Annotated in this window: 19 protein-coding genes; 3 read left to right on the top strand and 16 right to left on the bottom strand. The window is 47.4% G+C overall.

The annotated features are described in order from the left end of the window. Positions 1–34: 34 nt before the first annotated feature. The 10 genes from OEL83_02590 to OEL83_02545 all read right to left on the bottom strand — a co-directional run bounded on the left by OEL83_02590 (position 35) and on the right by OEL83_02545 (position 11,388). Positions 35–1,078 (bottom strand): glycosyltransferase, encoded by a 1,044-nt coding sequence (locus tag OEL83_02590; GenBank protein ID MDK9705916.1) that lies wholly within the window; start codon positions 1,076–1,078, stop codon positions 35–37. A gap of 24 nt (positions 1,079–1,102) precedes the next feature. Beyond that, positions 1,103–2,179: an O-antigen ligase family protein gene (locus OEL83_02585; GenBank protein MDK9705915.1), complete on the bottom strand. Its 1,077-nt coding sequence runs from the start codon at positions 2,177–2,179 to the stop codon at positions 1,103–1,105. 139 nt (positions 2,180–2,318) lie between these two features. Beyond that, on the bottom strand, positions 2,319–3,230 hold the full coding sequence (locus OEL83_02580; GenBank protein ID MDK9705914.1) for a glycosyltransferase: 912 nt from the start codon (positions 3,228–3,230) through the stop codon (positions 2,319–2,321). A gap of 55 nt (positions 3,231–3,285) precedes the next feature. After that, positions 3,286–6,201 carry a DUF6067 family protein gene (locus tag OEL83_02575; protein MDK9705913.1) on the bottom strand — a complete coding sequence of 972 codons (2,916 nt, stop codon included), beginning with the start codon at positions 6,199–6,201 and terminating at the stop codon, positions 3,286–3,288. Then, positions 6,198–6,821: a uridine kinase gene (gene udk / locus OEL83_02570; protein MDK9705912.1), complete on the bottom strand. Its 624-nt coding sequence runs from the start codon at positions 6,819–6,821 to the stop codon at positions 6,198–6,200. Before udk ends, OEL83_02575 begins: the two co-directional genes overlap by 4 nt. A 110-nt stretch (positions 6,822–6,931) precedes the next feature. Continuing rightward, positions 6,932–7,783 (bottom strand): exosortase/archaeosortase family protein, encoded by an 852-nt coding sequence (locus OEL83_02565; GenBank protein ID MDK9705911.1) that lies wholly within the window; start codon positions 7,781–7,783, stop codon positions 6,932–6,934. Beyond that, on the bottom strand, positions 7,780–8,436 hold the full coding sequence (locus OEL83_02560; protein ID MDK9705910.1) for an EpsI family protein: 657 nt from the start codon (positions 8,434–8,436) through the stop codon (positions 7,780–7,782). The genes OEL83_02565 and OEL83_02560 overlap by 4 nt, the downstream gene beginning before the upstream one ends. Positions 8,437–8,519: 83 nt before the next feature. Then, positions 8,520–10,022 carry a hypothetical protein gene (locus OEL83_02555; GenBank protein MDK9705909.1) on the bottom strand — a complete coding sequence of 501 codons (1,503 nt, stop codon included), beginning with the start codon at positions 10,020–10,022 and terminating at the stop codon, positions 8,520–8,522. 11 nt (positions 10,023–10,033) lie between these two features. Next, positions 10,034–10,762 carry a polysaccharide biosynthesis/export family protein gene (locus OEL83_02550; GenBank protein ID MDK9705908.1) on the bottom strand — a complete coding sequence of 243 codons (729 nt, stop codon included), beginning with the start codon at positions 10,760–10,762 and terminating at the stop codon, positions 10,034–10,036. A 455-nt stretch (positions 10,763–11,217) separates the two neighbouring features. Continuing rightward, on the bottom strand, positions 11,218–11,388 hold the full coding sequence (locus tag OEL83_02545) for a hypothetical protein (protein ID MDK9705907.1): 171 nt from the start codon (positions 11,386–11,388) through the stop codon (positions 11,218–11,220). A 507-nt stretch (positions 11,389–11,895) separates the two neighbouring features. Here OEL83_02545 and OEL83_02540 point away from each other — a divergent pair. Beyond that, positions 11,896–14,172, top strand: coding sequence for a tetratricopeptide repeat protein (locus OEL83_02540; protein ID MDK9705906.1), 2,277 nt, complete (start codon positions 11,896–11,898; stop codon positions 14,170–14,172). Between the two features lie 99 nt (positions 14,173–14,271). Here OEL83_02540 and mnmE read toward each other — a convergent pair whose 3' ends face one another. The 6 genes from mnmE to rpmH all read right to left on the bottom strand — a co-directional run bounded on the left by mnmE (position 14,272) and on the right by rpmH (position 19,152). Beyond that, positions 14,272–15,660: a tRNA uridine-5-carboxymethylaminomethyl(34) synthesis GTPase MnmE gene (gene mnmE / locus OEL83_02535; GenBank protein MDK9705905.1), complete on the bottom strand. Its 1,389-nt coding sequence runs from the start codon at positions 15,658–15,660 to the stop codon at positions 14,272–14,274. A gap of 36 nt (positions 15,661–15,696) precedes the next feature. Next, positions 15,697–16,596, bottom strand: a complete 900-nt coding sequence (locus OEL83_02530; GenBank protein ID MDK9705904.1) for a Jag N-terminal domain-containing protein — start codon at positions 16,594–16,596, stop codon at positions 15,697–15,699. A gap of 69 nt (positions 16,597–16,665) precedes the next feature. Continuing rightward, a complete protein-coding gene (gene yidC / locus OEL83_02525) occupies positions 16,666–18,351 on the bottom strand; it encodes a membrane protein insertase YidC (protein ID MDK9705903.1) in 1,686 nt (561 codons plus the stop codon). A 74-nt stretch (positions 18,352–18,425) separates the two neighbouring features. Next, on the bottom strand, positions 18,426–18,650 hold the full coding sequence (yidD, locus tag OEL83_02520) for a membrane protein insertion efficiency factor YidD (GenBank protein MDK9705902.1): 225 nt from the start codon (positions 18,648–18,650) through the stop codon (positions 18,426–18,428). Positions 18,651–18,654: 4 nt separating this feature from the next. After that, positions 18,655–19,011: a ribonuclease P protein component gene (gene rnpA, locus OEL83_02515; GenBank protein ID MDK9705901.1), complete on the bottom strand. Its 357-nt coding sequence runs from the start codon at positions 19,009–19,011 to the stop codon at positions 18,655–18,657. 3 nt (positions 19,012–19,014) lie between these two features. Next, on the bottom strand, positions 19,015–19,152 hold the full coding sequence (gene rpmH / locus OEL83_02510) for a 50S ribosomal protein L34 (GenBank protein ID MDK9705900.1): 138 nt from the start codon (positions 19,150–19,152) through the stop codon (positions 19,015–19,017). 335 nt (positions 19,153–19,487) lie between these two features. Here rpmH and OEL83_02505 point away from each other — a divergent pair, with 335 nt between their 5' ends. Together OEL83_02505 and mnmG are read left to right on the top strand one after the other, a co-directional pair. Continuing rightward, positions 19,488–20,339 (top strand): class I SAM-dependent methyltransferase, encoded by an 852-nt coding sequence (locus tag OEL83_02505; protein MDK9705899.1) that lies wholly within the window; start codon positions 19,488–19,490, stop codon positions 20,337–20,339. Continuing rightward, on the top strand, positions 20,336–22,228 hold the full coding sequence (gene mnmG, locus OEL83_02500; protein MDK9705898.1) for a tRNA uridine-5-carboxymethylaminomethyl(34) synthesis enzyme MnmG: 1,893 nt from the start codon (positions 20,336–20,338) through the stop codon (positions 22,226–22,228). Before OEL83_02505 ends, mnmG begins: the two co-directional genes overlap by 4 nt. The last annotated feature ends 18 nt before the right edge of the window (positions 22,229–22,246 follow it).

Raw genomic sequence — 22,246 nt, 5'->3', positions numbered from 1 at the left:
GTTTTCAACAAACAATTAAGCAATTTAAAAGAGATTAATTACAAAAGTCCTGTTTATTATCAGAATCGAGAATTAAATCACGTGATATTGAGTAGACATCTCTTGAGAACCTATCAACCGGATACATCTGTGCTTTTATTTTTGCATTTATTCCAATCGTTTTACAGAATTCAAAATTATTCATTACTGAACTAATCGCTACCCTCATTTCACTCACATTCTCAGGTTGAATAATTATTCCATCAACTCCATTATTTATATATTCATCCGCACCGTTATCATCTGCCACAATTACTGTCTTACCCAGAGCCATTGCGTTTAAAAAAGTTTGTTGTCCTCCCGCTTGTAGTTTTCTTCCAAATAGTGGCAAAATCATTGCCTTGCACCCTGCTAGTAATCTAATAAACTCTTCGGAGTTAACCGTAGTTATAATTACATTGCCAGGGATATCAATGCCGTCAAAATGATATCGTTGCAGTGCAGCAATGACAACCTTACAAGAAAGTCCCCGAACAGCTTCTATCAGCGTTTTGTAGTCTCTTCCCGTATCACCGCCAGAAAATAAATAGTCACCAGTACACAACTCTGATGGATAAAATGGCAGAGTTAAATGGTAATAAACAACAGGAAACTTATTTTGGGATTCATTGAATGCATTAGCATGGAGAGCTTGTTGTTTATAACTAAAAACAATTACTTTTGAAATTGCTTTCAAAATAATCTTATACTTGAATAATTGAATGTATTTCCTAAATCCCTTGTCCGAAATATTCCATAATGCGAACAACAAAATGTGATGTTTGGGATTTCTTCTGAAGACCAACTGAAATATCGAAAACAATAAAAAACATTTTTCTGCATTTGTTACAATTACATCATATTCTCTACTCTTTCGAAAAAGTTTAATCGCCCATTTTATATTAAACAATATTGAATCAGCTTTTTTTGTTCGCCACCTCGGGGAAAGATCTTTCAGGTATTCTTCATATAAGCAAACATTTTCCTTCCAGTAAGAACAATTGTTTTTTGAGTTGGTCGCAAGTACTTTTATAGGTTTCATATTAGAATTATTTTTCAAACAACCAACCTCAAAAAGGGTTGACTAATTTTGTTGACTCTCTGTCATTCGAATTGTCAGGAAAATAAGAATCCAAAATATTTTAGTGTATTCTCCGCTTAAAAAAGCACAGGAAAATAAAAATCCTGTTAACGTGACAATTAATGTATTAGCTAGAAAAAATCCCCTTTCATCTAGGTTATAAATTTTTCTTAAAAAGAATAATTCTCGAAAGGTAAATACAAGGACAGATAAAAAGAAAAGTATTGAAGGTACCCCCATTTCTGCCATAATTTCAATATAAGTACTGTGAGCTATTCCAGGGTGCCCTAGTTTTGGATAATAATCCATAGAATTATCTTTGAATTTTCCAAGGCCAACACCTGTTAATGGTTTGTCCTTAATCATTTCTATTCCAGCAAGAAACAGATGCCAACGTCTGGTTGTAGATGCTTCATCGCCGCTTACCGCCTTTTCTTCTGAAACTTTAGTTTCCGTGATTCTTTTTTTTAAATTATCCGGCATAGCGAAAATGCCTATACAAACAATAATTGAGACAACCACAAGCGTTTTAATTTTTCTATTTGAAATAATTGAACCAACAAACAACATCATCAATAAGCCAACAAGTGCCCCTCGTGATTGGGTAACAAGAAGACCGATAAAAAATATAATCATCATAACAACAAGTGCTGCCTTTAGAAGTTTTCCTCCTATTAATTTAAATAAGTAATAGATAAATGGAACAACAAGAATTGCAGAGAGAGCATAGTAATTTGGATCTCCAAATGTTGCACCAAACGTTCTAAATCCTGCTCCCATTACTTCCCTGTAAGTCAAATATTCTTTGATTATATATATCGAGCCGAGAAACATGCTAACCACTAGCGCCCAAATAACCTGATCAATTTTCTCCCTAGTATTCACCAGTTTCATTGTCGCATAGAAAAACAGGAAAAATGAAAGGAAAGATTGATGTGCTGGCCCAACTACTCCGCCTCCTTTTCCAAGCCAGTCAATAAACGCCATTAGGCAATATAAGCCAAATGACTTAGCAATTGGAGACGCGAACAGTTTTATTTTTTCTCCATTGGGTTGTTCATAAAAAAAAGCAGCAATCAATGCACAGATTCCAACCAATTTAATAACTGACAGCCCCAAAATGTTGGATGAAAATATTGAATGTGTTTGATATGGTATAAGGAATATAAGAAACAAATAAGCATACATTAGATGAAGTATTTGATGGAATTAAGAATAGTTAGTCTTTTAAAATTTTTCTATAGCTCGTCATAAATAATTGTTCACGTAACAGCACATTCAACTTTTCAGGCTTCATACCAGTTATTGAATCATCGCTAAACTTGAGCAGACACAAGGCTTTAACGCCTAGCAAACGGCAAAATAAATGGTTAATTTTATTTATTATTTTGCCAGTGATTGTGTTATTTCTCGACTTTATAGCTTGAATATTTTCAAGAATTCTTTTTACCTCCAATTCAGCCTCAGATTTCCCAACTATCATCTTTCTTTGCCCGTGAATTCTGTTGCTTGCTAATATTTTGTTCACATAAATGAACTTATATCCTCGATTGTACAACCTAAGCCAGAGCTCATAATCCATTGCAAAATGCAACTTTTCATCCAATAAATTGTCTACAACTACTTCTTTTAGAAAAAAGGTTGCTGGTTGAGAAATAATATTTTTCTTGAGCATTATTTGATAATCAAAATCTCTCATTGTCCTTTTAAACAAAAAATTTTTATTCTTATCAATCAGCACATCATCACCAAATATCACTCGTGCATTCTCATAGTTTGCAAACTGTTGTACTACATACGATATCGTTTCCGAACTAAAATAAACATCATCAGAATTTAGCCATCCGATAATTTGGCCATCAGCCATCCTAATTCCTTTGTTAATAGCGTTTGACTGGCCTTCATCTGGCTCTGATATCCACCGCATGTTATATGTCTTTTCATATTTTTTAATCACATTTAGCGTGTCGTCGTTTGACCCACCATCAATGATAAGATGTTCGATGTTGGGATAATTTTGATTTTTTATGCTTAAGATAGTGTCCTCAATAAAATGCCCTTGATTGAAAGATGGTGTTACAACAGTCACCTTTGGCATGCTAATTATTTGGTAGGAACTTTTATTATCCACTGTTTCATCCTAAATCTTAACTTAACTTGCTAGTACAACATACAGTTTAATAACCTTAAATTTCCTGCAACATGATTCTATCGACATATACAACCCCACTTCCCCAGAGACGCATAGCAAAGTATTCTGCCCGGCAATCTTCATCCGGTTCAAATTCAAGCCACACATACTTCCAATCTGATGTCCCGCTCATTTTTTCACTCATAACATCTGCTACCCCCCCATTTCGGACCGCTGCATAAAGCATAGCGTTGCGAGACACCTCATCTGTTTTCAGCCAGGCAGAGAGCCGATACTTAGTTCTTCCCTTGAGTATAATATTCGGTTTACTTAAAAAGATAGCCCCATTGTCGTCTTTACCATCGCTGGTAATAATTAACTTGAAAACCTTTCTTTGTTGGTAGTTCTTCTCGTTGTATTCACTTTTTCCACTCCCTTTCCAAAACTGCGGTTTCCATTCACTTAAAGCCCCCCCCCATCGGATATTTTCCAGCAAATCTGGTGAATTTTTTTGGGATTTAGGTGGAAGAAACCAATCTCTTTCAGAAAGTTTTCTTAAAATATCTAACTGTTGGGCACTATTCATTTTTCGAATTTCAGACAACGCGCTCTTTTGTTCATTGATCAACGTAAGAATTGAATTGATCGTTTCATTTCTGAACATCACAAGTTCTTCAGGAGAAACACCTACGGAATTGCTCTCTGGCACATCTGTACCACGTAGAAAATTCAGGTTGATTTTTTCGACTGTTTCATCTTGTTTTTTCTTAACTTTCTGAAATACAATGCTATTTTTTGTTTTTTCCGTAAAAATAAGCAGGGAAGAAAGAGTATAAATATACCTATAGTCGTCGATTCCTTCGCGAATCATTTCCAAACCGACTGTCGGTAAAAATCCTGTTTTTGTTTCAAGTGCGTAGTCCTGTCGCTCATCCCTGAACGGTTGAGAAAACGGGTTTCCTCGCCAGCTATAGACCCACTGCCCACCACCTTTTGCGCCAGTCTTCCAGAAGTACCAACCATAAAAAAATCTCTCTTTAATGGGCTGTTCATTGAGTGACGCACCATTATAAACCCAGTAGTCAGATTTATACTTTTCGATCCTACCTACAACCTCCTTGGTGAAATAATTTGTGCAGGTTACATCAAGGTTTGGGGTGAGCTTACCGACCTCGTCATAACCACGTTTCAGTCCTCCTCCAATAGTGACAAAGGTTTTAAGAGCAGGATATTTTTTTTTGAAGATTTCAAGATAATGCGCCGTCGGGTCAATGTTTTCGGGCCTCATGCCCCCAGGCTCATCAGCAATATAATGATAAAATTCCGGCCATTTACTGCTTGATTGGTTATCAATATATACCTTTCTATATGTTTCTAGAAATTCGTCATCCAACTCCCGAGTGATAGGCCAATACTTGAACCATTTAATGTCCTTGTCCCAGTAATGGGTAATCTGGTGACCAGTAATTCCGCCGATTGGATTGTCCCTAAAACCCACTCTGTGATAATACCCGAGATGCTTCTCAATATTCTTGATAATATGATCAATATCTTCAGGGCCTACATGTTGATCTCTTGTTTTCACTTCACCGTGGATCAACATAGACGTCATCCCATGCTCGGCAAGGTCCTGGTACATCTTGAGCTCGTTTGCCTCAGTAATGGCACTGGGTGCACTCCACATAAAACGAACGACAGGAGGGTCAAGGAGAGTGAAAGGCATGACATCCATTGCAACCGGTATTGTTGCCTTTTGGAAATTCTTTCCTTCAAAATGAATTGCTCCACGATATGATGCCGCTCTTGCGGTCGGTGGCACATAGACAGTCAGCCAATATCGGCGTGAGGTTTTTTCGCCTATCCAATCCGGCCCCTTACCGAGAGTAAGTGGCATCATATAATAGGTTTTCTTTTCTTTATTTTTGATTTTGCGGATAAAATTTACCGTTCGGATATCAACGTTTTTTTTATCAATGACCTCGCCATCAGCTGACTTGAGATCAGTTATGCTAACCCGAATCCCTTCTAAGTCCTTGGCGGCATAAACCGAAAATGTCACCGGTTCGTATTCCCCTGGCGTAGCCTGAACATTGAGGTTGGTTATCAACTCCTTTTCTTTGGGTACCGACTCGAGATAGACCGGAGTTACAGCTGGTCTTGTGTAAAGAAGATAGCCTGTGTCTTTAAGGCGGGGAACCAACGAATGTTCGATTTCCGCTCGCTCCATCGGTACCTGCCGCCAGCCAATTGGCGGAGGAGGGAACTGATCCTCCTGCATCCCCCAAATCCTGAACTGGAGAGGTGCATCGTCTTCCGGCAGAGGCAGGGAGGGCACATACGGTAAGAAGACCTTCTCCAAACGTTTTGAGCCGCGATTTTTAATTTGATCGGCCAACAATCCCTTACTCTGTTCAAACTCCTCTTTCGTTAATTCAGTTAAATAGAAGGGTTTTGCGTAGATCTTCCCCTTTCCATTCAATCTAAGCGCTATGTATTTCGGAGTTTCATCCTCCAACGGATTAATGAGCAGTGTCAGTGTTTCCCAATTTTCTGTCCCTCCTGTGTACTGCTGATGAACATCTTTATTACTGCCAAGGCGTAAGGCAGTAATAAAGTCAAAATAGTTTTCAACAGAGCTGGAAAGAACTTCGACCTTGAGGGCATAGTAGTGTTGCGATCGGAGCTGAAAATCAATTTTGTCGGTCACGATAACAGTTTGCGAATCATCTTCAGTGCTTTCAGCAAACAAAACCTGGTCAGATGTTAATTTTTCAAATTCACTGGTTGCTCCACCGCCGCCCTTGCCTTTCCAGGCTTGGACTTTCAAACTTTTCTGAATTATTGACCTATTAGAAGCGGTCTTCTCCTTCATATTCGAATCTATCGGCCAGCAGTATGAATTTCTCAAAACGCATACTAAGAAAAATGCTGCAAGCAATATGGGGAATACAAAACGGCTGGATTTGGTCATATGATTACCTTCAACTTTCCTAGCAGCAGCTCCATCAGCCCCAAGAACATGCTATCAAAATTTTCTTCTGTAATCGTCATGTGCGATTTTTCTTTGCTTGGTTGGACATACCGAACATCCATCGGTCGTACTGAGTCTAGATATTGCCGGACGACACCATCTACGCTGCGGCCACGTTCTCTTACATCGCGAACCAGCCTGCGTATAAAACGAATGTCCATATCCACATCCAGATAGACTTTGTGATCAATAACTTCGAGCAATTGCTCGTGATACAAGACATGAAGACCTTCAATGATGATTATGGGCGATGATGCGACTGGTACAGTCCTATGCTTTCTTGTGTGAGTGGTAAAATCATACTGTGGCTTTTGAATAGGATAGCCAGTCGCCAGGCTGTTAAGATCCCTGGCAAACAAGTCGATCTCTATTGAGTCAGGCAAATCAAAGTCTACCAACTCTCTCACGTTTTCCGGTAAATCTGAAAGATCCTTGTAATAAGAATCTTGATCAAGGACTGAAACGCTTCCATGGGGAAGCTGCTGTACAATTTTATTTACAATATATGTTTTTCCAGACCCGGACCCACCGCAAATGCCAAGAACAAAACGTTTTTTCATTATAGTGACTTAATTAAGACTAAATAATGAAGCAGCAAAGCCACCATTGCTCTCGAACGAACTCGAAGCTGTTTCGAAGAAGATGCAACAGCTACTTTCGACCGGGGTTTTCACTGCACTTGAGGTCTTTTTTTGCCAAGCACAGCGTTAACGGCCACCAACATTCCCAACCCAAGAAAAAACACCACCATCCCGGAAAACTCATGGAGAAAACCCTGGGCGGCATCCGAGCCAATCTTCGTTGCCAGGATCGCCGTAAATGTCAGTCTACAGATATTGGCAAAGATGGCAATGGGGGCTGCGGCTAAAAAGAGAATAAGCTTTTTTGATTTAGGCAAGGCTGAGAGGATCGCCAAGGCGCCGCTCAAGGCAAACAGGGTAACGAGGGACCTCAGTCCAGAACAGGCGGCGACAACCTCAAGGGTGGTTTGGGCGAGGTGAAGGACATTGCCCTCACGGTAGATGGGGATACCCAGCAGGTAAACAACCTTTTCGGTGATAGCCGAGGCAAAGAGCTGCATGGGGAAAGCCAACTTGTTCCAGATAATTACCGGCAGAGGCACCATAAAGATGAGGTAGGCGACCGGGAGAAAGAGCATCTTCAGATACTGGTATCCGAGGAAAAAGAGCACCAGCCCGAGGAGTACTATTATCAGCGAGGTCCTTTGCAGGAAATACTCGGAGCCGATTTTGGCAACGATCAATTGGCAGAGCCCGGCAACGACAGCAAGCAGACCGTAGGTATTCGGTTTAATGACCAGGCGGCGAAGCTCATCGCGCAATGTGTATATAAAATATCCGGTCAGAACAGGGATGAAATACCCATGGGAGTAGTCGTCGTTTGTTCCCCAGTCAACCGCCAATTTTTTCAAGAAGGGGAAATACAGGGCCAGCAGGGCAGCCAGTATGATCAGGCAGGAAAGGGTTTCCCGTCTTCCCCACGCAGATTGCGACTCGCTCATAGCTGTCTCCCCGGCAGATGCTCTTCGAGAAGCGCCATGGTCTTCTCGGCAAATTGCTTTAATCGGGCCTCTGTCGCTTCGATCTGTTTATCCGGTACCGTCGACATGATCCGCACGAAGGTGCCGTCCCTGCGCTGCAGAAGCATCGCATCAAGAACCAGATAGATCTTCTCCCAGTATTCCGAGGCGATTATCCGTCCCCGGTTCTGGTACCAATACATGACAATCTGATACTCTCCGCCATTTCTGATAAGCATCTGCGAAACGGTAGCCCTGCCTTCGCCTTTGCCTCCGGCCGCCAGTTCAACATTTTTCACCCCGTCGATACCCCAGCCGCCGCCGGGCAGGCAGTTCTTCGGGGAGTGATACGCCCCACTGACCCCGACTGCCGTATAGTACCCGACATAGAGGTTTATCCGCGAGCCGGCATCATCGACATAGTTGTATTGCAGGTAATCGTCCACTCCCAGCATGTTGAGCACTTCGGCGGAAGACTGAAAGGTCTTGGCAAGATGGTATTCCCCGACCTGATGGGGAAAGTTGGCGAGACTTTTCTTGATCGGCACCGGCGTCACTGCCGAGGTCGTCCGCAGCATAAACCAGGTAGCCGCAAACAGCGCCAAGATGGCGAATACTCTGATGTTGTTTGTCATGCTTGTTTGTTGTCCAGCATTTTTATGTTGTATTCACCTCATGCCAAGCCGTAAGGTAGTCGTCCCCTGAACAATGCGGTGGTTCACCAGGTAAACAGCTCCATCTCAGCAGCCAGAGACAGTATAAGCCGGTGTTCATCAAAACTGTCGTTCTCCTTGTCCGAGTCCTGGCGCAAATAGTCATAGGTTAATTTCATTGTATACCACTGAGCGAACCTGTATCCCAGGCTGGATCCGGTACTCAGACGCCGGCGTTTGATGGTATCGGTCTCGGTGACGATGCTGTTTTCCTCCCCGGAAGAAGCCTCGGACTGGCCCTCGGCGAGATATTGGGCGGTAACCTCCTCCAGGTCCTCGTTGCGATAGAGGGTAAACAGAGCAAACTGGACATTCTGCAATACTTGGTAATTGAAGTCAAAGCGCGATTGCCAGAATTCCCGCCTTCCGCTCTCTTCGGCACCCGTAAAGTTCTGCACCTCAAAACCACGATTGGCACTGAGGAGGAAGGCGCCCCGTTCCAGGGCGTACTTCACCTTGGCGTTGGCATTGTAGCCCCATTCCCCGCTCTGGCCCTCGGTCACCTGCACGGATGGCCCAGTACCAAGGTTCAGGGTGAAATTCTTAGCAATATCCCATTGCCAGCCACCGGTCAGGTCATGCAGGGCGAGGTTGTCACGATCGGCGGCGTCATAAACTACCCCAAGGTAGTTATAGGTAAGGCTCAAAGGGTGATGGTCGATGATGCGGGAATCAACAACCATTGAGCCATGATACTCATGCAGATTGCGGTCCTGCAGCGCTTCAACGGCCTCTTCTTGCTCAGTATCTTGCCGAATAGCGTCATACAGGCCGCGGACATAGCCCCCCGCAACATTGACAGCCCACACGGCATCGAAGCGATGGCCAGCCGTCAGCGTGGCGGCATGACGATCATAATCCTCCAGATTGCCGTCTGGGTCGGCATCAATGTGCCGGAGGTTACCGAGGGAATAGCCAAGGGACAGAAGGCGGTCCTGCCCATAGGTATAATCAGAAACAAACCCAAGGTCGTTGGTCCAGTAGCGTCGGCGCTCAGCGGTGTCGGAGAGTCGCGCGGTATCATCGGCTACCGCAGTTGCAGTAGCATCAGCGGTCTTGTCGGTCAAAAGATAGCGTTCATTGAGCTTGAGCGCCCAGTTGGAGCTTATTGCCCGTTTGAGTGTCGCCGTCAGATCGTGGTCGATATCATGGTCATAGTTTGCCATGTCGTAACGAAAGCTCGGCAGATAGCGCAAGACAAGATCATCGCGAGCCGAGACCGATGACACGGCTATCATCGGCGACATCCGCAAGCGGTTATAGTCGCCTGCGGAATTTGCGGCGGTGGTGCTTGATGCCCGCTCGCCCGTGGATTCCTCGGTGTCACTTCCATCTTCTTTATCATACTGCCGGTCACTGTATTCATAGCTGGTCGTCAAACCACCGCTCACCTTTATGTCCCGGGCCAAGGTCAGAGACGCCCACATAACAATCCCGGTAGCAAGGCAAGATGTAAAGACGGCGGAGAGATGGCCCACCGATCCTCGTGACGACGCACCTTCTTGCATAGTCTCTCTGACTAATCGACGATTATGATATCGTCGGCTTCAATGGGCAGGTTCTTGTCGAGATCCTCACCTTCAAGTAAATCCCCGTAATCAAAGTTGAGGGTGTTTCCCTTGAAGAGCTGCTTATTCTTTTTCGGCCCCTTGCGCACCAGGGTTATGTCCTTTTTCGCCCACTCGCTGAAGCCGCCGCACCGGGCAATGACCTGCACGATGTTTATTGGATAGTCAAGAAAGTACACCCCTGGTTTAGCAACCTTACCCATGACCGTGTACCGCTTGCTGTTCCCTTGTACCAGTACCACGGACACGATAGGATCAGAAAACACGGATGTATACAGCTCTTTCAGGTAGTCAGCCAGCTGGGTCGGGGTAAAGCCGACGGCGTCAACATCGCCGATATGCTTGAGCGAAATCCGGCCGTCAATCCGCACCTGCACCCCCGAGGCACCGGCCCTTGGAGAATCTTCATTCTGCTCGCCCTTGCCTGCTGTTCCGGCAGGAACAGCAAAGGGGGCCATATCTCCCTCACCATAAATCTGGACGTACAGCACATCCCCGTGGCCTATGACATATTGTTCTTCAGAAGGCAGCGACGAGGATTTGCCCAGCACCTTCTCACGGGCATCGGCCATGGACTTCTCGGTGACCGGAACATCCGCCGTCGACTGGGCCGCCCAAGCGAAGTCAACAGAAGAGACGGCAAGAGCCACCCAGAGTAACAAAATCTTAGATATCGGCATATATCCCCTCAACTAGGTATCGAACTATTCAATTACTCTGTACTTTTGCCAGTGTATTCATTGCTTCTCCATAGAGCACAGTCATCAGCCATCTAACACAATGTATCTCGAATCATAGTTGCCCACTCATGCCGAATACAATCCGGGTAGCACTTAAATACCTCGCCGTTTTTGGTTCGGAACAATTTCTTCAATTCCTCATCATTGACTGAATTGTCATAAACATAGCCACGATCAGCTAGTGTAAGCCCAAATGCACAATTAGCCATTGATCTATAATATCTGGAAATAATCTTGCTTATTGGAACATCGTGGCCACCGGCCATAACTCTCCTTGCCACATGGGCGGCATTAATTTCCGGGTCGTCGGTGCCGATGAAGAAAAAACGTATAAAGAAACCGCACTCCTTTGCCCGATCCATTGGGACCCGCAATAACGATGAGTTTTGGCTTTTTCATGTCCTGCTCGTACGCAGGGTAAGTTGGCGATTCCGTACAGCCTGAAGTTCCTGCTGTAAGTTTTCCTTAACTTTATCTTTTAACTCTTTTGACTGAAGCCTTACCCACACCCCGATCTCGTGGGTAATTTGATCTAACTCTTTCTCAGACAACTCTCTATTTTTCATATTAAACCCTCATTTCGGCCATGAGAGGAAATCTCCTCTTCTTCGCCAGGAAAATAATCCCTCGCTTTTTAAAGCCACCTAGCAATAGTATTCGTGTGGCGCGGGAGACAAGCTACCCCATTTTTACCTTGCGCATTCGAATAATATCGTCTGAAGTTTCATCCACATGAATTAGTCTTCTTTAGTGTTTACGGCCTTGACTATAACACATATCCCTATCACTGCAAGTTTGCCACTACTAAGCCATTTTGGGCAATCCGATCGACCAGCCACAAACTTGGTTACCTTCGCTGTACCCATAAACTGTTTATGGAGAACGTGGGAAAAATGAATAGGAAATCTTCGTAATTTTATATAGACTATCAGCAGTCTATTTAACTTTATTCTTCAAGAAGGATACTTGCCTTTATGGTTTTCTGTCTAGAGTGCCTTCACTGACCTCAATTTGTCGCGGCTTGACATTACTGTTGAACTTATTTCCCATCCTCTCCTTTCATAAGGTCCCCCATGATTTCCAACCGTCTTTTTAATATCGTATTCTTACTGATCTTTTTCTGTTCAGTACCTGCCTGCTCCGATGACAACCAGAAAAAGGAAAAGCATTATTTAAAGGCCCTCGAATACATCAAGAAGGCTGACGATAAGGCGGCTATTATCGAGCTAAAAAATGCCATTCAGCTCGATGGCAAATTCGCCGACGCCAGATACCAGCTCGGGTTACTACACCTCAAGAGCGGCGATGCCCGGACGGCCTTTGCCGAGTTGCAGCGGACCGCAAGCCTTGATCCGAAAAATTTCGATGCAGCGGTAAAGGTCGCTGAATTCTACTTCCTGTCCCGCAACAAGGTTGAAAGCCGCAAGTATGTCGAACAGGTGCTGGCCTCCGATCCCGAATACCGTGATGCCCTTGCCCTTCTCGCTAATCTCGAATTGATCGACGGCAATGTTGCGAAGGCCAATGAGGCCATCGACAAGGCCCTGAAAAATACCCAGGAAAGCGACAAATTACATAATATCAAGGGACGCATCCTGGCGGCGGAACAAAAATGGGACGAGGCCGGAAAGGAGTTTAACAGGGCCATAGAACTCAGTCCTGATAATTTCAGCAATTATCAGACCCTTTTGATGCTCCACGAGCAGCGCAAGGATCAACCGGCCGCCCAGCAACTCCTGGCAACGATGCAAGCGAAGTTTCCGGAAAATGCCCAACTGCACCTTTTACTGGCTGGGATGTATCAAAAATCCGGTGACCTGGAAAAGGCTGAAAAGGCCATTTTGCAGGCAATCGAGCTGCAGAAGGAATCGGCACAGCTTCGCTTGACCCTCGCCGAGTTTTACAAAAACACCCAGCAGTTCGACAAGGCCGAACAATGCCTGAAAGACGCGGTTGCCGCATTTTCAAAAGAACTGCCAATTCAGGTAAGCCTAGCCGAGTTGCAATTCGATTTGCAGAAGTTCACTGAAGCTAAGGCGATAATCGACGCCATACTGGCATCCAACCCGGCCAATGGCGGGGCTAACCTGCTTAAAGCACGCTTTCTCATCAAGGATGGGAAAAACGAAGAGGCAATCCAAGTCCTTACCCCCCTTATGACCGATTACCCCAAATGGGCAGACCCGTTTTATTTCTCAGCCCTGACTCACTTGCGTATCGGGAAAATAGAGTTGGCGCAAAATGCCATTGAACTCGCTTTGCAAAACAATCCGGCAAACGATCGTTACCACACCCTCGCCGCTCAAATCCATCTGGTCAAGGGCAGCAGCGCCGATGCCGGCAAAGAGGCCACCACCGCACTGCGCATTAATCCGCGCAACTTTATCGCCGTGAAGATCCTGGTGCAGTCTTTCGTCCAGGGGAAAGAGTTTGAAAAAGCTATAAAAGTTGTTGAGTCCATCGATTCCAAGGTGGTTGCTGCCGATGCCGAACTGCTCGGGACCAGCGGCATGGCTTATCTCGGTATGAAGAATACCGAAAAAGCCAAACAGACCTTTACCTCTCTGCTTGCCCTCGTTCCGGATAATCCGCGAGCACTTGGTATCCTAGCCGCTTTAACAACCGGCAACGACCTCAACAAAGCTATAGCCTTCGTCAAGAATCATATAAACAGCCATCCGGCCGGCGGCCACTACCTCCTCCTCGGTGATCTCTACAGGAAGAATAAAAATCTCAACGAGGCCCTGCAGGCTTTTGAAAAGGCGCAAGAACTCAGCCCGGAAAACCCGCAGGGCTACATCCTGCGCGCCCAGCTGCTCCACGCAATGGGCAAGACAGAAGAAACAATCGCCCAATTCAATGAACTTTTACAAAACCAGCCAAACTCTGTTTCAGCCCTCATGGGGCTTGCCACTGCCTATGAAAGCCTTGAGCGATACGCCGATGCCAAAGCAAAATATCAACGAGCCTTGGAACTCCAGCCAAATCTTCCGGCGGCGGCCAACAACCTCGCCTGGCTGATAGCCTCGGAGGCGAATGGCGATCTAGGTGAGGCACTGCGGCTGGCGATGCAGGCGAAACAGGCCCTGCCCGATCAGTCGAACATTGCAGATACTCTTGGATGGGTGCATTACAAACGAAACTCCTATGGCCTGGCTATAACCCAATTCAAGCAAGCCCTGGAGACTCACCCCGATGATCCGGCAATCCGCTATCATCTCGCCCTCGCCCAATATGCCCAAGGTGAGAAACAGCAGGCTATGGATCTATTGGAGCAGGTTCTTGCCAGTGATATTGCTTTCAAAGAGCGGGAAGAGGCAAAGGCGGCGCTGAAGAGCTGGAAACAGTAGGATGGTATAAGGTTCCTGGCCATATGGGCCGGGAGCCTTTTTCTACCAGAGACCCTTCGCTTTCAAGCAGGGCCTTGTCAGACCGGCATGATCCGCGGATTATTTCCCCAAACAGAATTGGGCAAAGATGACGTCGAGGATGTCCTCGGTGGTAGTTTCTCCGACGATTTCCGCGAGGGCATCCAGGCACTCCTTGAGATCGACGGCAATAAGATCGTTGGTAAGCCCAACTTGCAGGGAAACCAGCACCCGCTCGTATGAATCAAGAGCTGCAAGCAATGCCTGTTTGTGCCGGAAATTAGGCGCACAGCCGCCTTCCTCCCACTGCTCACTGCCTGAGGTAATGGCTGCGAAGAGGGCTTTCTTCAACTCCTCTATACCCGACTGTTTTTTTGCCGAAATTGGGACACAATGACCGATACCGCTGAGCGAAGAAAGGTCGGGCATATTCTCACCACAGATATCGGTTTTATTCAGCACAGGCAGGACGGGTTTGTGACGAATCTGTTCGTACAACTGCAGGTCACCATCGGCAACAGGCCGTGAACCGTCAAGGAGAAAGACAACCAGATCGGCCTTATTAATGAGTTCTCTCGCCCTTTGGATGCCGAGGACCTCCACATCACCGGCATTGTCGCGAATTCCGGCGGTATCGATAATCTTCACCGGCACACCGAAGATGTCGATAATTTCTTCAATAGAATCCCTTGTCGTGCCGGGAATCGCGGTGACAAGCGCCCGGTCTTCCTGCAGTATGGCATTGAGAAGGCTTGATTTGCCGACGTTCGGCAGACCGGCGATGACGATAGCAACTCCCTCGCGGTAGACCCTGCCCCTCTCAGCATTGCCCACCAGGCCTTTCAGTCGGCTACCGACTTCAGCCTGCAATGATTCAATCAGGAGAGGGCGATCAACAATCTCCACATCCTCGTCAGGAAAGTCGATTGCCACCTCGACCAGGGCCCGCATGCGCACAAGGCTTTGGCGGATCGGATCGATCTGTCGGTAAAGTCCTCCTGACAGCTGTTCCTGAGCCAGATCAATACCTTTTCTGGTTTTTGCCGCGAGAATATCGATAACCGCCTCGGCCTGAGTCAGATCCAGCCGGCCATTGAGAAAGGCCCGTTTAGTAAACTCGCCGGGGCTAGCAAGAGTGGCACCACTTGCCAAGATGAGTTGCAGAACAGTATTCAGGACAAGAAAGCTGCCGTGACAGTGAATTTCGACAACATCTTCTCTGGTATAGGTGTGGGGGGCGGCCATATACACGGCCAAGACTTCATCGAGGATTTTACCATCTTCCGGCTGGCGGACATGACCATAATACAACCGGTGGCTGGTATAAGAACAGCCCGAGTCCTTTGGTGTAAAAATCTTTTGCAGAAGAGGAAGCGATTGTTTACCGCTTATACGAATTATGCCGATGCCGCCCGCACCCGGCGGGGTGGAGATGGCGGCAATAGTTGCATCACTGGCTGGAAGATTCACTTCATACTCCCGGACATGCTGCTCTTGGTGGAACGATCACGATTCGCGGTTTTGCTTCGAACCATTCTTTCCTTGTCGGCCCTTTCCCTGGGGGCGTTTGCGGCCGCCTGGGCGATTGCCTTTACCGGGTTTATAGATGAGGATCTTTTTGAATAACCCGTCACCCACCGACCGGCTGCGGATCTCCTTATCTTCTTGAAAGAACATGTGAATAACCCTGCGCTCGGAGGGGTTCAAGCCCGGCAGTACCTGGGTTTTACCGTCTAATTTGACGAGGCTGGCCAGTTCGGCTGCCTTGATTTTCAGTTCTTCAAGTCTTTTTTCCCGGAATGTCCCAACATTAATGGTAATTCTCAGCCGCTCAGGCACCTTGCGGCTGACAATCTTGCGCAGAATATACTGCAGGCTGTCGAGTACCTTGCCTTCAGGACCGGCAAGATTTTCTTCAAAGTCACCACGCAGGGTACAGGTGACTGCCAGGCCTGCTGTTTCCACCTCAATGGCCGAAGGAAAGCCCATGAGCTCAATAATCTGTAACAATTCCGCCCGGACGATCTCAACACTTTCCGGGCTGGCGTCGTCTTCCTGTTCTGCTTCGCCGAGGATCTCTTCGTCCTCTTCTTCGTCGTCATCGGTGACAGTCGCCGAACTCGCTGGCACCTCAACCGGATTGGTCTCTTCCATCAGTGGTTCTGTAGTCTCTTCCTCACTGCCGGCTACGGAATCAGGTTCAATATACGCGGTCTGCTCATCGGCCGCGATTTTTATCCCAGCCCTAATACGTGCTTTTTTGCGAATCAGACCAAATATTCCGGTAGAACCAGTTTCCACAACCTCGATATCAAGATTTTCTTGAGGAACACCAAGTTCCTCACAGGCCTTTTTAATCGCCTCAGCGACATCCTTGCCGTAATAATCGTTTTTGTCTACAGACATTGAGTTACCTTTTTCAAAAATATCTCGGTGCTATCCACGCTTTGAATGTTGCGTCGTGGCTTGTATCATTCAGGCGACCTGCGTAGCTTTCTGCGAATCGCGGTTGATCAGCACCTGTTGCAAGATAGACAGGAGGTTGTTAACAAACCAATACAATACAAGACCGGAAGCAAAATTGAGAAACATGAAGGTGAATATCACCGGCAGAAACATCATTATCTTGGCTTGTGCCGGGTCGGCCGTGGTAGGTGTGAGTTTTTGCTGGAAAAACATTGATGCGCCCATAAGCAGGGTCAACACCGGCAATCCACCTAAATACGGAATATCGAATCCAATCCATAACCGGTCCGGAGCAGAAAGGTCGGTTATCCACAGCATAAACGGGGCATGGCGCAACTCAATCCCCATCAGCAAGACCTTGTATAGAGCAAAAAATACCGGAATCTGCAAAACCATCGGCAGACAACCACCAAGAGGATTCACCTTGTAGGTTTTGTATAGGTTCATCACCTCCTGGTTCATCTTGGCCGGATCACCTTTGTACTTTTCCTTGATCTTGACCATCTTCGGCTGCAATTTCTGCATATTCTTCATCGACTTCATACCCTTCTGGGATATCGGCCAGAAGACCGCCTTGAAGAGTATTGTGACTAAAATGATCGCTATGCCGTAATTGTGAAAGTAGGTATAAAACCAATTGAGCAACCAGAGAGTTGGCTTGGCTATAACATCAAACCATCCGAAATTGATTGATTTATCAAGATTGTAGCCGATTTCTTTAAGCATCGTCAGCTTCTTCGGCCCGTAAAAGACATTATATTTGTACTCTTTTTCGGCACCGGGCTGCAGGGTATCGAGACTTCCGGCAAGCACCATTTTTGTTAAATCATTGTTGCCCTGCATGGAAAAGGAAACACCCGAACCTTCAAGCGGAACGAGGCCGCAGAGAAAATAATTGCCCTCGTACCCCGCCCAGTCGATCGTACCGGTAAGGGTCAAGGGACCATCCTTGAATTTATCGGCAGCATTTTCTTCGAGAGTACCGTTGACATAGGCCGCTGGCCCGGCAAACAAGAAACTCTCAGCAGGGCTGTCGACTCCCAGGAAATGCTTGTTGACGAGATGCATCTGCGGCATCCCCTGGACCATGGTCGCAGAGGCATTTTTCACTTTAACTGTTAACCCGATCAGGTAGTTATCGTTGGTAAAACTAAAAATTCTCTCAACAGTCAGACCGTTGGCAGCCTGGGCAACCATCCGCAAGTCGGTTTTTGCTGCATCACCAGTAAGTTTGATGTTTTCTTTGTCGCTGTCGTAAAGAACCTGGGTGCCAACAACGCTCCCCCAGGAAAATTGCAGAGGTGCTCCCTGGCTTGCCTCGGTTTTCACCAACTGCATTCCCGGTGAATCTTTAGCCTGGGTCTCTTTGTGTTCCTTCAGAATAAAACTTCTGAGTGCCCCGCCATCTTCAGAGATAATCGCGGTATACAGCTCAGTTTCTATGGTGATCTCCTTTGGCTTCCGATCATAAACCGGCGCTGGAGGTGCTGGAGATGCTGGAGCGACAACCGGTGCCACTGGCGCAGCAGATTGCGCAGTTTGCTGCACGGCACTCGGCTTGAGCGGCTCACCTGCCTGCTGTGGAGCCGGTTGATCAACACTTGCCGGCTTATCAAAACCAGCAAAAAAATATTGATAACCAACGAGAATAACAAAAGAAATAATAATCGCTAGAAAGGCTCTATAGTTATCCATGATAGGTACCGTGAATTATGTCAACACCAAGGGGGGATGTGTCGATTAACAGGAAGATCCGGCAAATGCCCCGCCTACTGTACCGGATCATAGCCACCTCGAGAAAATGGATGGCAGCGAAGGATACGACGAAGGCCGAGGTAACTTCCTCGAATGGCGCCATATTTTTCAATTGCCTGAATTGTATACGTGGAACATGTGGGGAAAAAACGGCAGCTTGGCGGCAGGAAGGGTGAAAGAAAGTATTTATACCCCCGCACGAGCCCAATAAAAACTGCTTTAAGGAAGTCGCTTCTCATCTTTTCATGCTTCCCGGGAACAACCAATGCGGCACGCAAGAGGAAACACCGCCGTGCTGATATCCTGAGGATGTGGAAAGAAAAAATCAGGCCGGACGGCAAAAACTATATCAAAACCACCCGGATACTGTTCCCGCCAAAGCCTGAATGACTCCCGAATTATTCGTTTCAGGCGGTTTCTCTTCACCGCTCCACGAATATTTCGATGAACACTTATCCCTAACCTGCTCGCTCCGAGTGTGTTCGGCGAACAGATCAGGGTAAAACCATCACCGTGCAAACGCTTCCCCCGGCTATAAACGTGCTCAAACTCCCACCCTTTTCGCAACAGGGCGTCTTTGCTGAGTCGTTTACCGGCCAAAGGTTACGCCGAAAGCCTTTTGCGTCCTCTTGCCCGGCGAGCCTGCAAAACCGCCCGGCCTCCCTTGGTGCTCATTCTCTCACGGAAGCCGTGGGTACGTTTACGCTTGAGATTACTTGGCTGAAATGTTCGCTTGCTCATTTTTACTTCCTCATCGGTATGGCATGGCTAAACCATGATGTTTTATGCTTCTACGATCGAAAAAATCACCGCACCACATAGGCTTGGCGGCCGCTCTTCGAACCATCTATTTCCCGCCTCGGCAGCACGGCCATGAGCGGAACGACAAATTACAAAACGAGAATATTAACCATACATGCTTCCCGGTGTCAAACATTTTTGTCCTTGCTCCCCGCCATATCTTGCGGAAGAACTGCAGCTGTGCTATGCTCCTGCCTGCAAAAATTGGCGTTTTTCATGCCTCCCGTTCATGTCCCGATTATTTCTTATAAGGTCCTTCACCGGTTTGGTCCTGTATGCCCGAATCTCCTCTGCCAACGTATGCCGATATTGATTGGGCAGGTCTACGAGCCAATGCCTTCGAAAAAAAAGGCTGGGTGAATAAAGGCCCGAAAGAGTGGGACGCCAAGGCGGCTTCTTTTGCCGCACGGAATAAAAGTGCGACCTATATTGACCTTTTTTTAGCCCTTCTGCCTCTTGATTCAACTATGTCCGTTCTTGATGTCGGATCGGGCTCAGGCACCCTCGCCGTCCCCATTGCGCACAAGGTACGGTCGGTGACCGCCATCGATTTCTCCCAGGGCATGCTTGACGCTCTTGCTGAACAGGCATCAGCAGAAAAAATCACCAATATCCGCACCGTTCATTGCGCATGGGAAGATGACTGGCAGGCTAGAGGGATCGCCCCCCATGATATTGCCATCGCCTCCAGGGCGCTCGCCGTCAAGGACCTGCAGGCTGCACTTACAAAGATTGATGCCTACGCCACCAAATATGTCTTTCTCAGCGACCGGATCGGGGCAACTCCCTTTGATGTGGAGGCCTTTGCTGCAATCGGCCGCCCTTTTGCTGCTGGACCTGATTATATCTATACGGTCAACATGTTGTATTCAATGAATATTCATCCAAATATCTCGATTTTAACCCTCGACCGGGAAACCACCTTCGCGAGCATGGAGGAGGCTGTCAAGTCATATAGCTGGATGTTCAGCGATATCACTCCTGCAGAAACACTCGCTCTTGAAAGATATTTACAAAACCAGATCATCACAAGAGACAAGCACCAGTTAACGATACGTCGTAAAACCCCACCGCGCTGGGCAGTAATCTGGTGGCCAAAAGAAGCAGCTATAACGGACAGATTATGAATGAAGAATACGATGTAGTGGTTATCGGTGCCGGACATGCCGGTTGCGAGGCGGCACTGGCATCGGCGAGAATGGGCTGTAAAACCCTCCTTACGGTTATCAATGCCGATACTATCGGTGCCATGTCCTGTAATCCCGCCATCGGCGGCCTGGCCAAAGGGCATTTAGTAAGAGAGATTGACGCCCTTGGCGGTGAAATGGCCAAAAATATCGATGCCACCTCCATTCAATTCCGGCGGCTGAATACCAGCAAAGGTCCGGCAGTACGCTCTTCCCGAGCCCAGGCCGACCGGCTGTTGTACCGGCTGCGTATGAAATCGGTGGTGGAAAACCAGGAAAACCTCACCGTCAAGCAGACCGTGGTCGATGGACTCATCGTTCATAATGGCCAAATCGCCGGGGTTGTCACCTCCCTTGACGAGGAGATCCGCACCAAGGCCGTTGTCGTGGCAACGGGAACCTTCCTCAACGGACTGGTTCATATCGGACTGAAGAATTTTCCGGCCGGGCGCCTCGGTGATGCTCCGGCTAAACGCCTCTCCGACTGGTTTAAGGATAACGGTTTTGCCGTTGGCCGGATGAAGACCGGAACGGTACCAAGACTTGCCTCGCACTCAATCGACTACAGCGAACTGGAGATCCAGCGCAGCGATTATCCTCCGGCGCATTTTTCCTATTCCTCAAAGGGTGGCTACACCTTACCGCAGCTCCCTTGTTACATCACCTACACCAACGAGAACACCCATGCGGTCATCCGGGCAGGTATCGACAAATCGCCGATGTACGCTGGAATAATCAAAGGTATTGGCGCACGATACTGCCCTTCGGTCGAGGATAAGGTCATGCGCTTCCCGGAAAAGGACCGGCATCAGATTTTCCTCGAACCGGAAGGCCTTGACACCGTTGAGGTTTACCCGAATGGACTACCGACCAGTCTGCCGCTTGCCACCCAGACGGCGATGATCCACTCTATTAAAGGACTGGAGAAGGCCCAGATCATCAGACCGGGATACGCCATTGAATATGATTATATCGATCCGTTAGGCCTGCACCCGTCCCTCGAAACCAAGCAAGTGCGCGGCCTGTTCCTGGCCGGCCAGATCAATGGGACATCGGGTTACGAAGAGGCCGCCGCCCAGGGCCTTATCGCCGGTATCAATGCCGCCCGCCTCAGCAGACAGCTCGATCCATTGATTCTTGATCGTTCTCAAGCATATATCGGCGTCCTCATCGACGACCTGGTCACCTGCGGCACCAAGGAACCGTATCGGCTCTTCACCTCCCGAGCGGAATACCGTCTGCTGCTCCGCGAGGACAACGCCGATGCCAGGTTGACCGCCATTGGCTACGACATTGGCCTGGTGAAGGAACCTGCCTTTCAACAATTCCTTGTAAAACAACAGGCGATACAGGCCGGCAAAGATACCCTTGAAACAATAGCAGTAAAGCCAAGCCCGGAGACAAATGAATCCCTTGGTGCCCTTGGCAGCAGCACTATCAAGCAAAAATGCTCACTTGCCGATCTGTTGCGCAGACCGGAATTGTCTATTGACTCGTTTTCGTCCCTGCCGCTAGAGGCCAGCGACCAACAGGCCCTTGCCGGAGTCCTTGCCGAAGGGGTCAAAGAGGAAATTGAATTACAAGTGAAATTTAAGGGATATCTCGACCGTCAGGATGAGCAGGTTGCCCGTTTTAAAAAAATGGAATCGGTTTTGCTTCCCAAGGGAATTGATTATCGCTCCCTTTCGGGACTATCCAACGAGGTGGTCGAGAAGCTGACCAAGATACAACCCCTTTCTCTTGGTCAGGCATCGAGGATCTCGGGGATCACCCCGGCTGCCATCGCGGTGCTGCAAGTCCATCTGAAGAAATTGGCAAAACTGCCGTAACGGCCAGCAAACAGAAAT

It is taken from the genome of Desulforhopalus sp. (assembly GCA_030247675.1).
Lineage (GTDB): Bacteria > Desulfobacterota > Desulfobulbia > Desulfobulbales > Desulfocapsaceae > Desulforhopalus_A.
This window is presented reverse-complemented; position numbering and strand designations above follow the sequence as displayed.

Bases quoted from the DNA above. Each gene is read 5' to 3' on its own strand.
- OEL83_02575 (MDK9705913.1), bottom strand. From the start codon at position 6,201: ATGACCAAATCCAGCCGTTTTGTATTCCCCATATTGCTTGCAGCATTT.
- udk (MDK9705912.1), bottom strand. From the start codon at position 6,821: ATGAAAAAACGTTTTGTTCTTGGCATTTGCGGTGGGTCCGGGTCTGGA.
- OEL83_02565 (MDK9705911.1), bottom strand. From the start codon at position 7,783: ATGAGCGAGTCGCAATCTGCGTGGGGAAGACGGGAAACCCTTTCCTGC.
- OEL83_02560 (MDK9705910.1), bottom strand. From the start codon at position 8,436: ATGACAAACAACATCAGAGTATTCGCCATCTTGGCGCTGTTTGCGGCT.
- OEL83_02555 (MDK9705909.1), bottom strand. From the start codon at position 10,022: ATGCAAGAAGGTGCGTCGTCACGAGGATCGGTGGGCCATCTCTCCGCC.
- OEL83_02550 (MDK9705908.1), bottom strand. From the start codon at position 10,762: ATGCCGATATCTAAGATTTTGTTACTCTGGGTGGCTCTTGCCGTCTCT.
- OEL83_02545 (MDK9705907.1), bottom strand. From the start codon at position 11,388: ATGAAAAATAGAGAGTTGTCTGAGAAAGAGTTAGATCAAATTACCCAC.
- OEL83_02540 (MDK9705906.1), top strand. From the start codon at position 11,896: ATGATTTCCAACCGTCTTTTTAATATCGTATTCTTACTGATCTTTTTC.
- OEL83_02530 (MDK9705904.1), bottom strand. From the start codon at position 16,596: ATGTCTGTAGACAAAAACGATTATTACGGCAAGGATGTCGCTGAGGCG.
- yidC (MDK9705903.1), bottom strand. From the start codon at position 18,351: ATGGATAACTATAGAGCCTTTCTAGCGATTATTATTTCTTTTGTTATT.
- yidD (MDK9705902.1), bottom strand. From the start codon at position 18,650: ATGAGAAGCGACTTCCTTAAAGCAGTTTTTATTGGGCTCGTGCGGGGG.
- rpmH (MDK9705900.1), bottom strand. From the start codon at position 19,152: ATGAGCAAGCGAACATTTCAGCCAAGTAATCTCAAGCGTAAACGTACC.
- OEL83_02505 (MDK9705899.1), top strand. From the start codon at position 19,488: ATGCCCGAATCTCCTCTGCCAACGTATGCCGATATTGATTGGGCAGGT.
- mnmG (MDK9705898.1), top strand. From the start codon at position 20,336: ATGAATGAAGAATACGATGTAGTGGTTATCGGTGCCGGACATGCCGGT.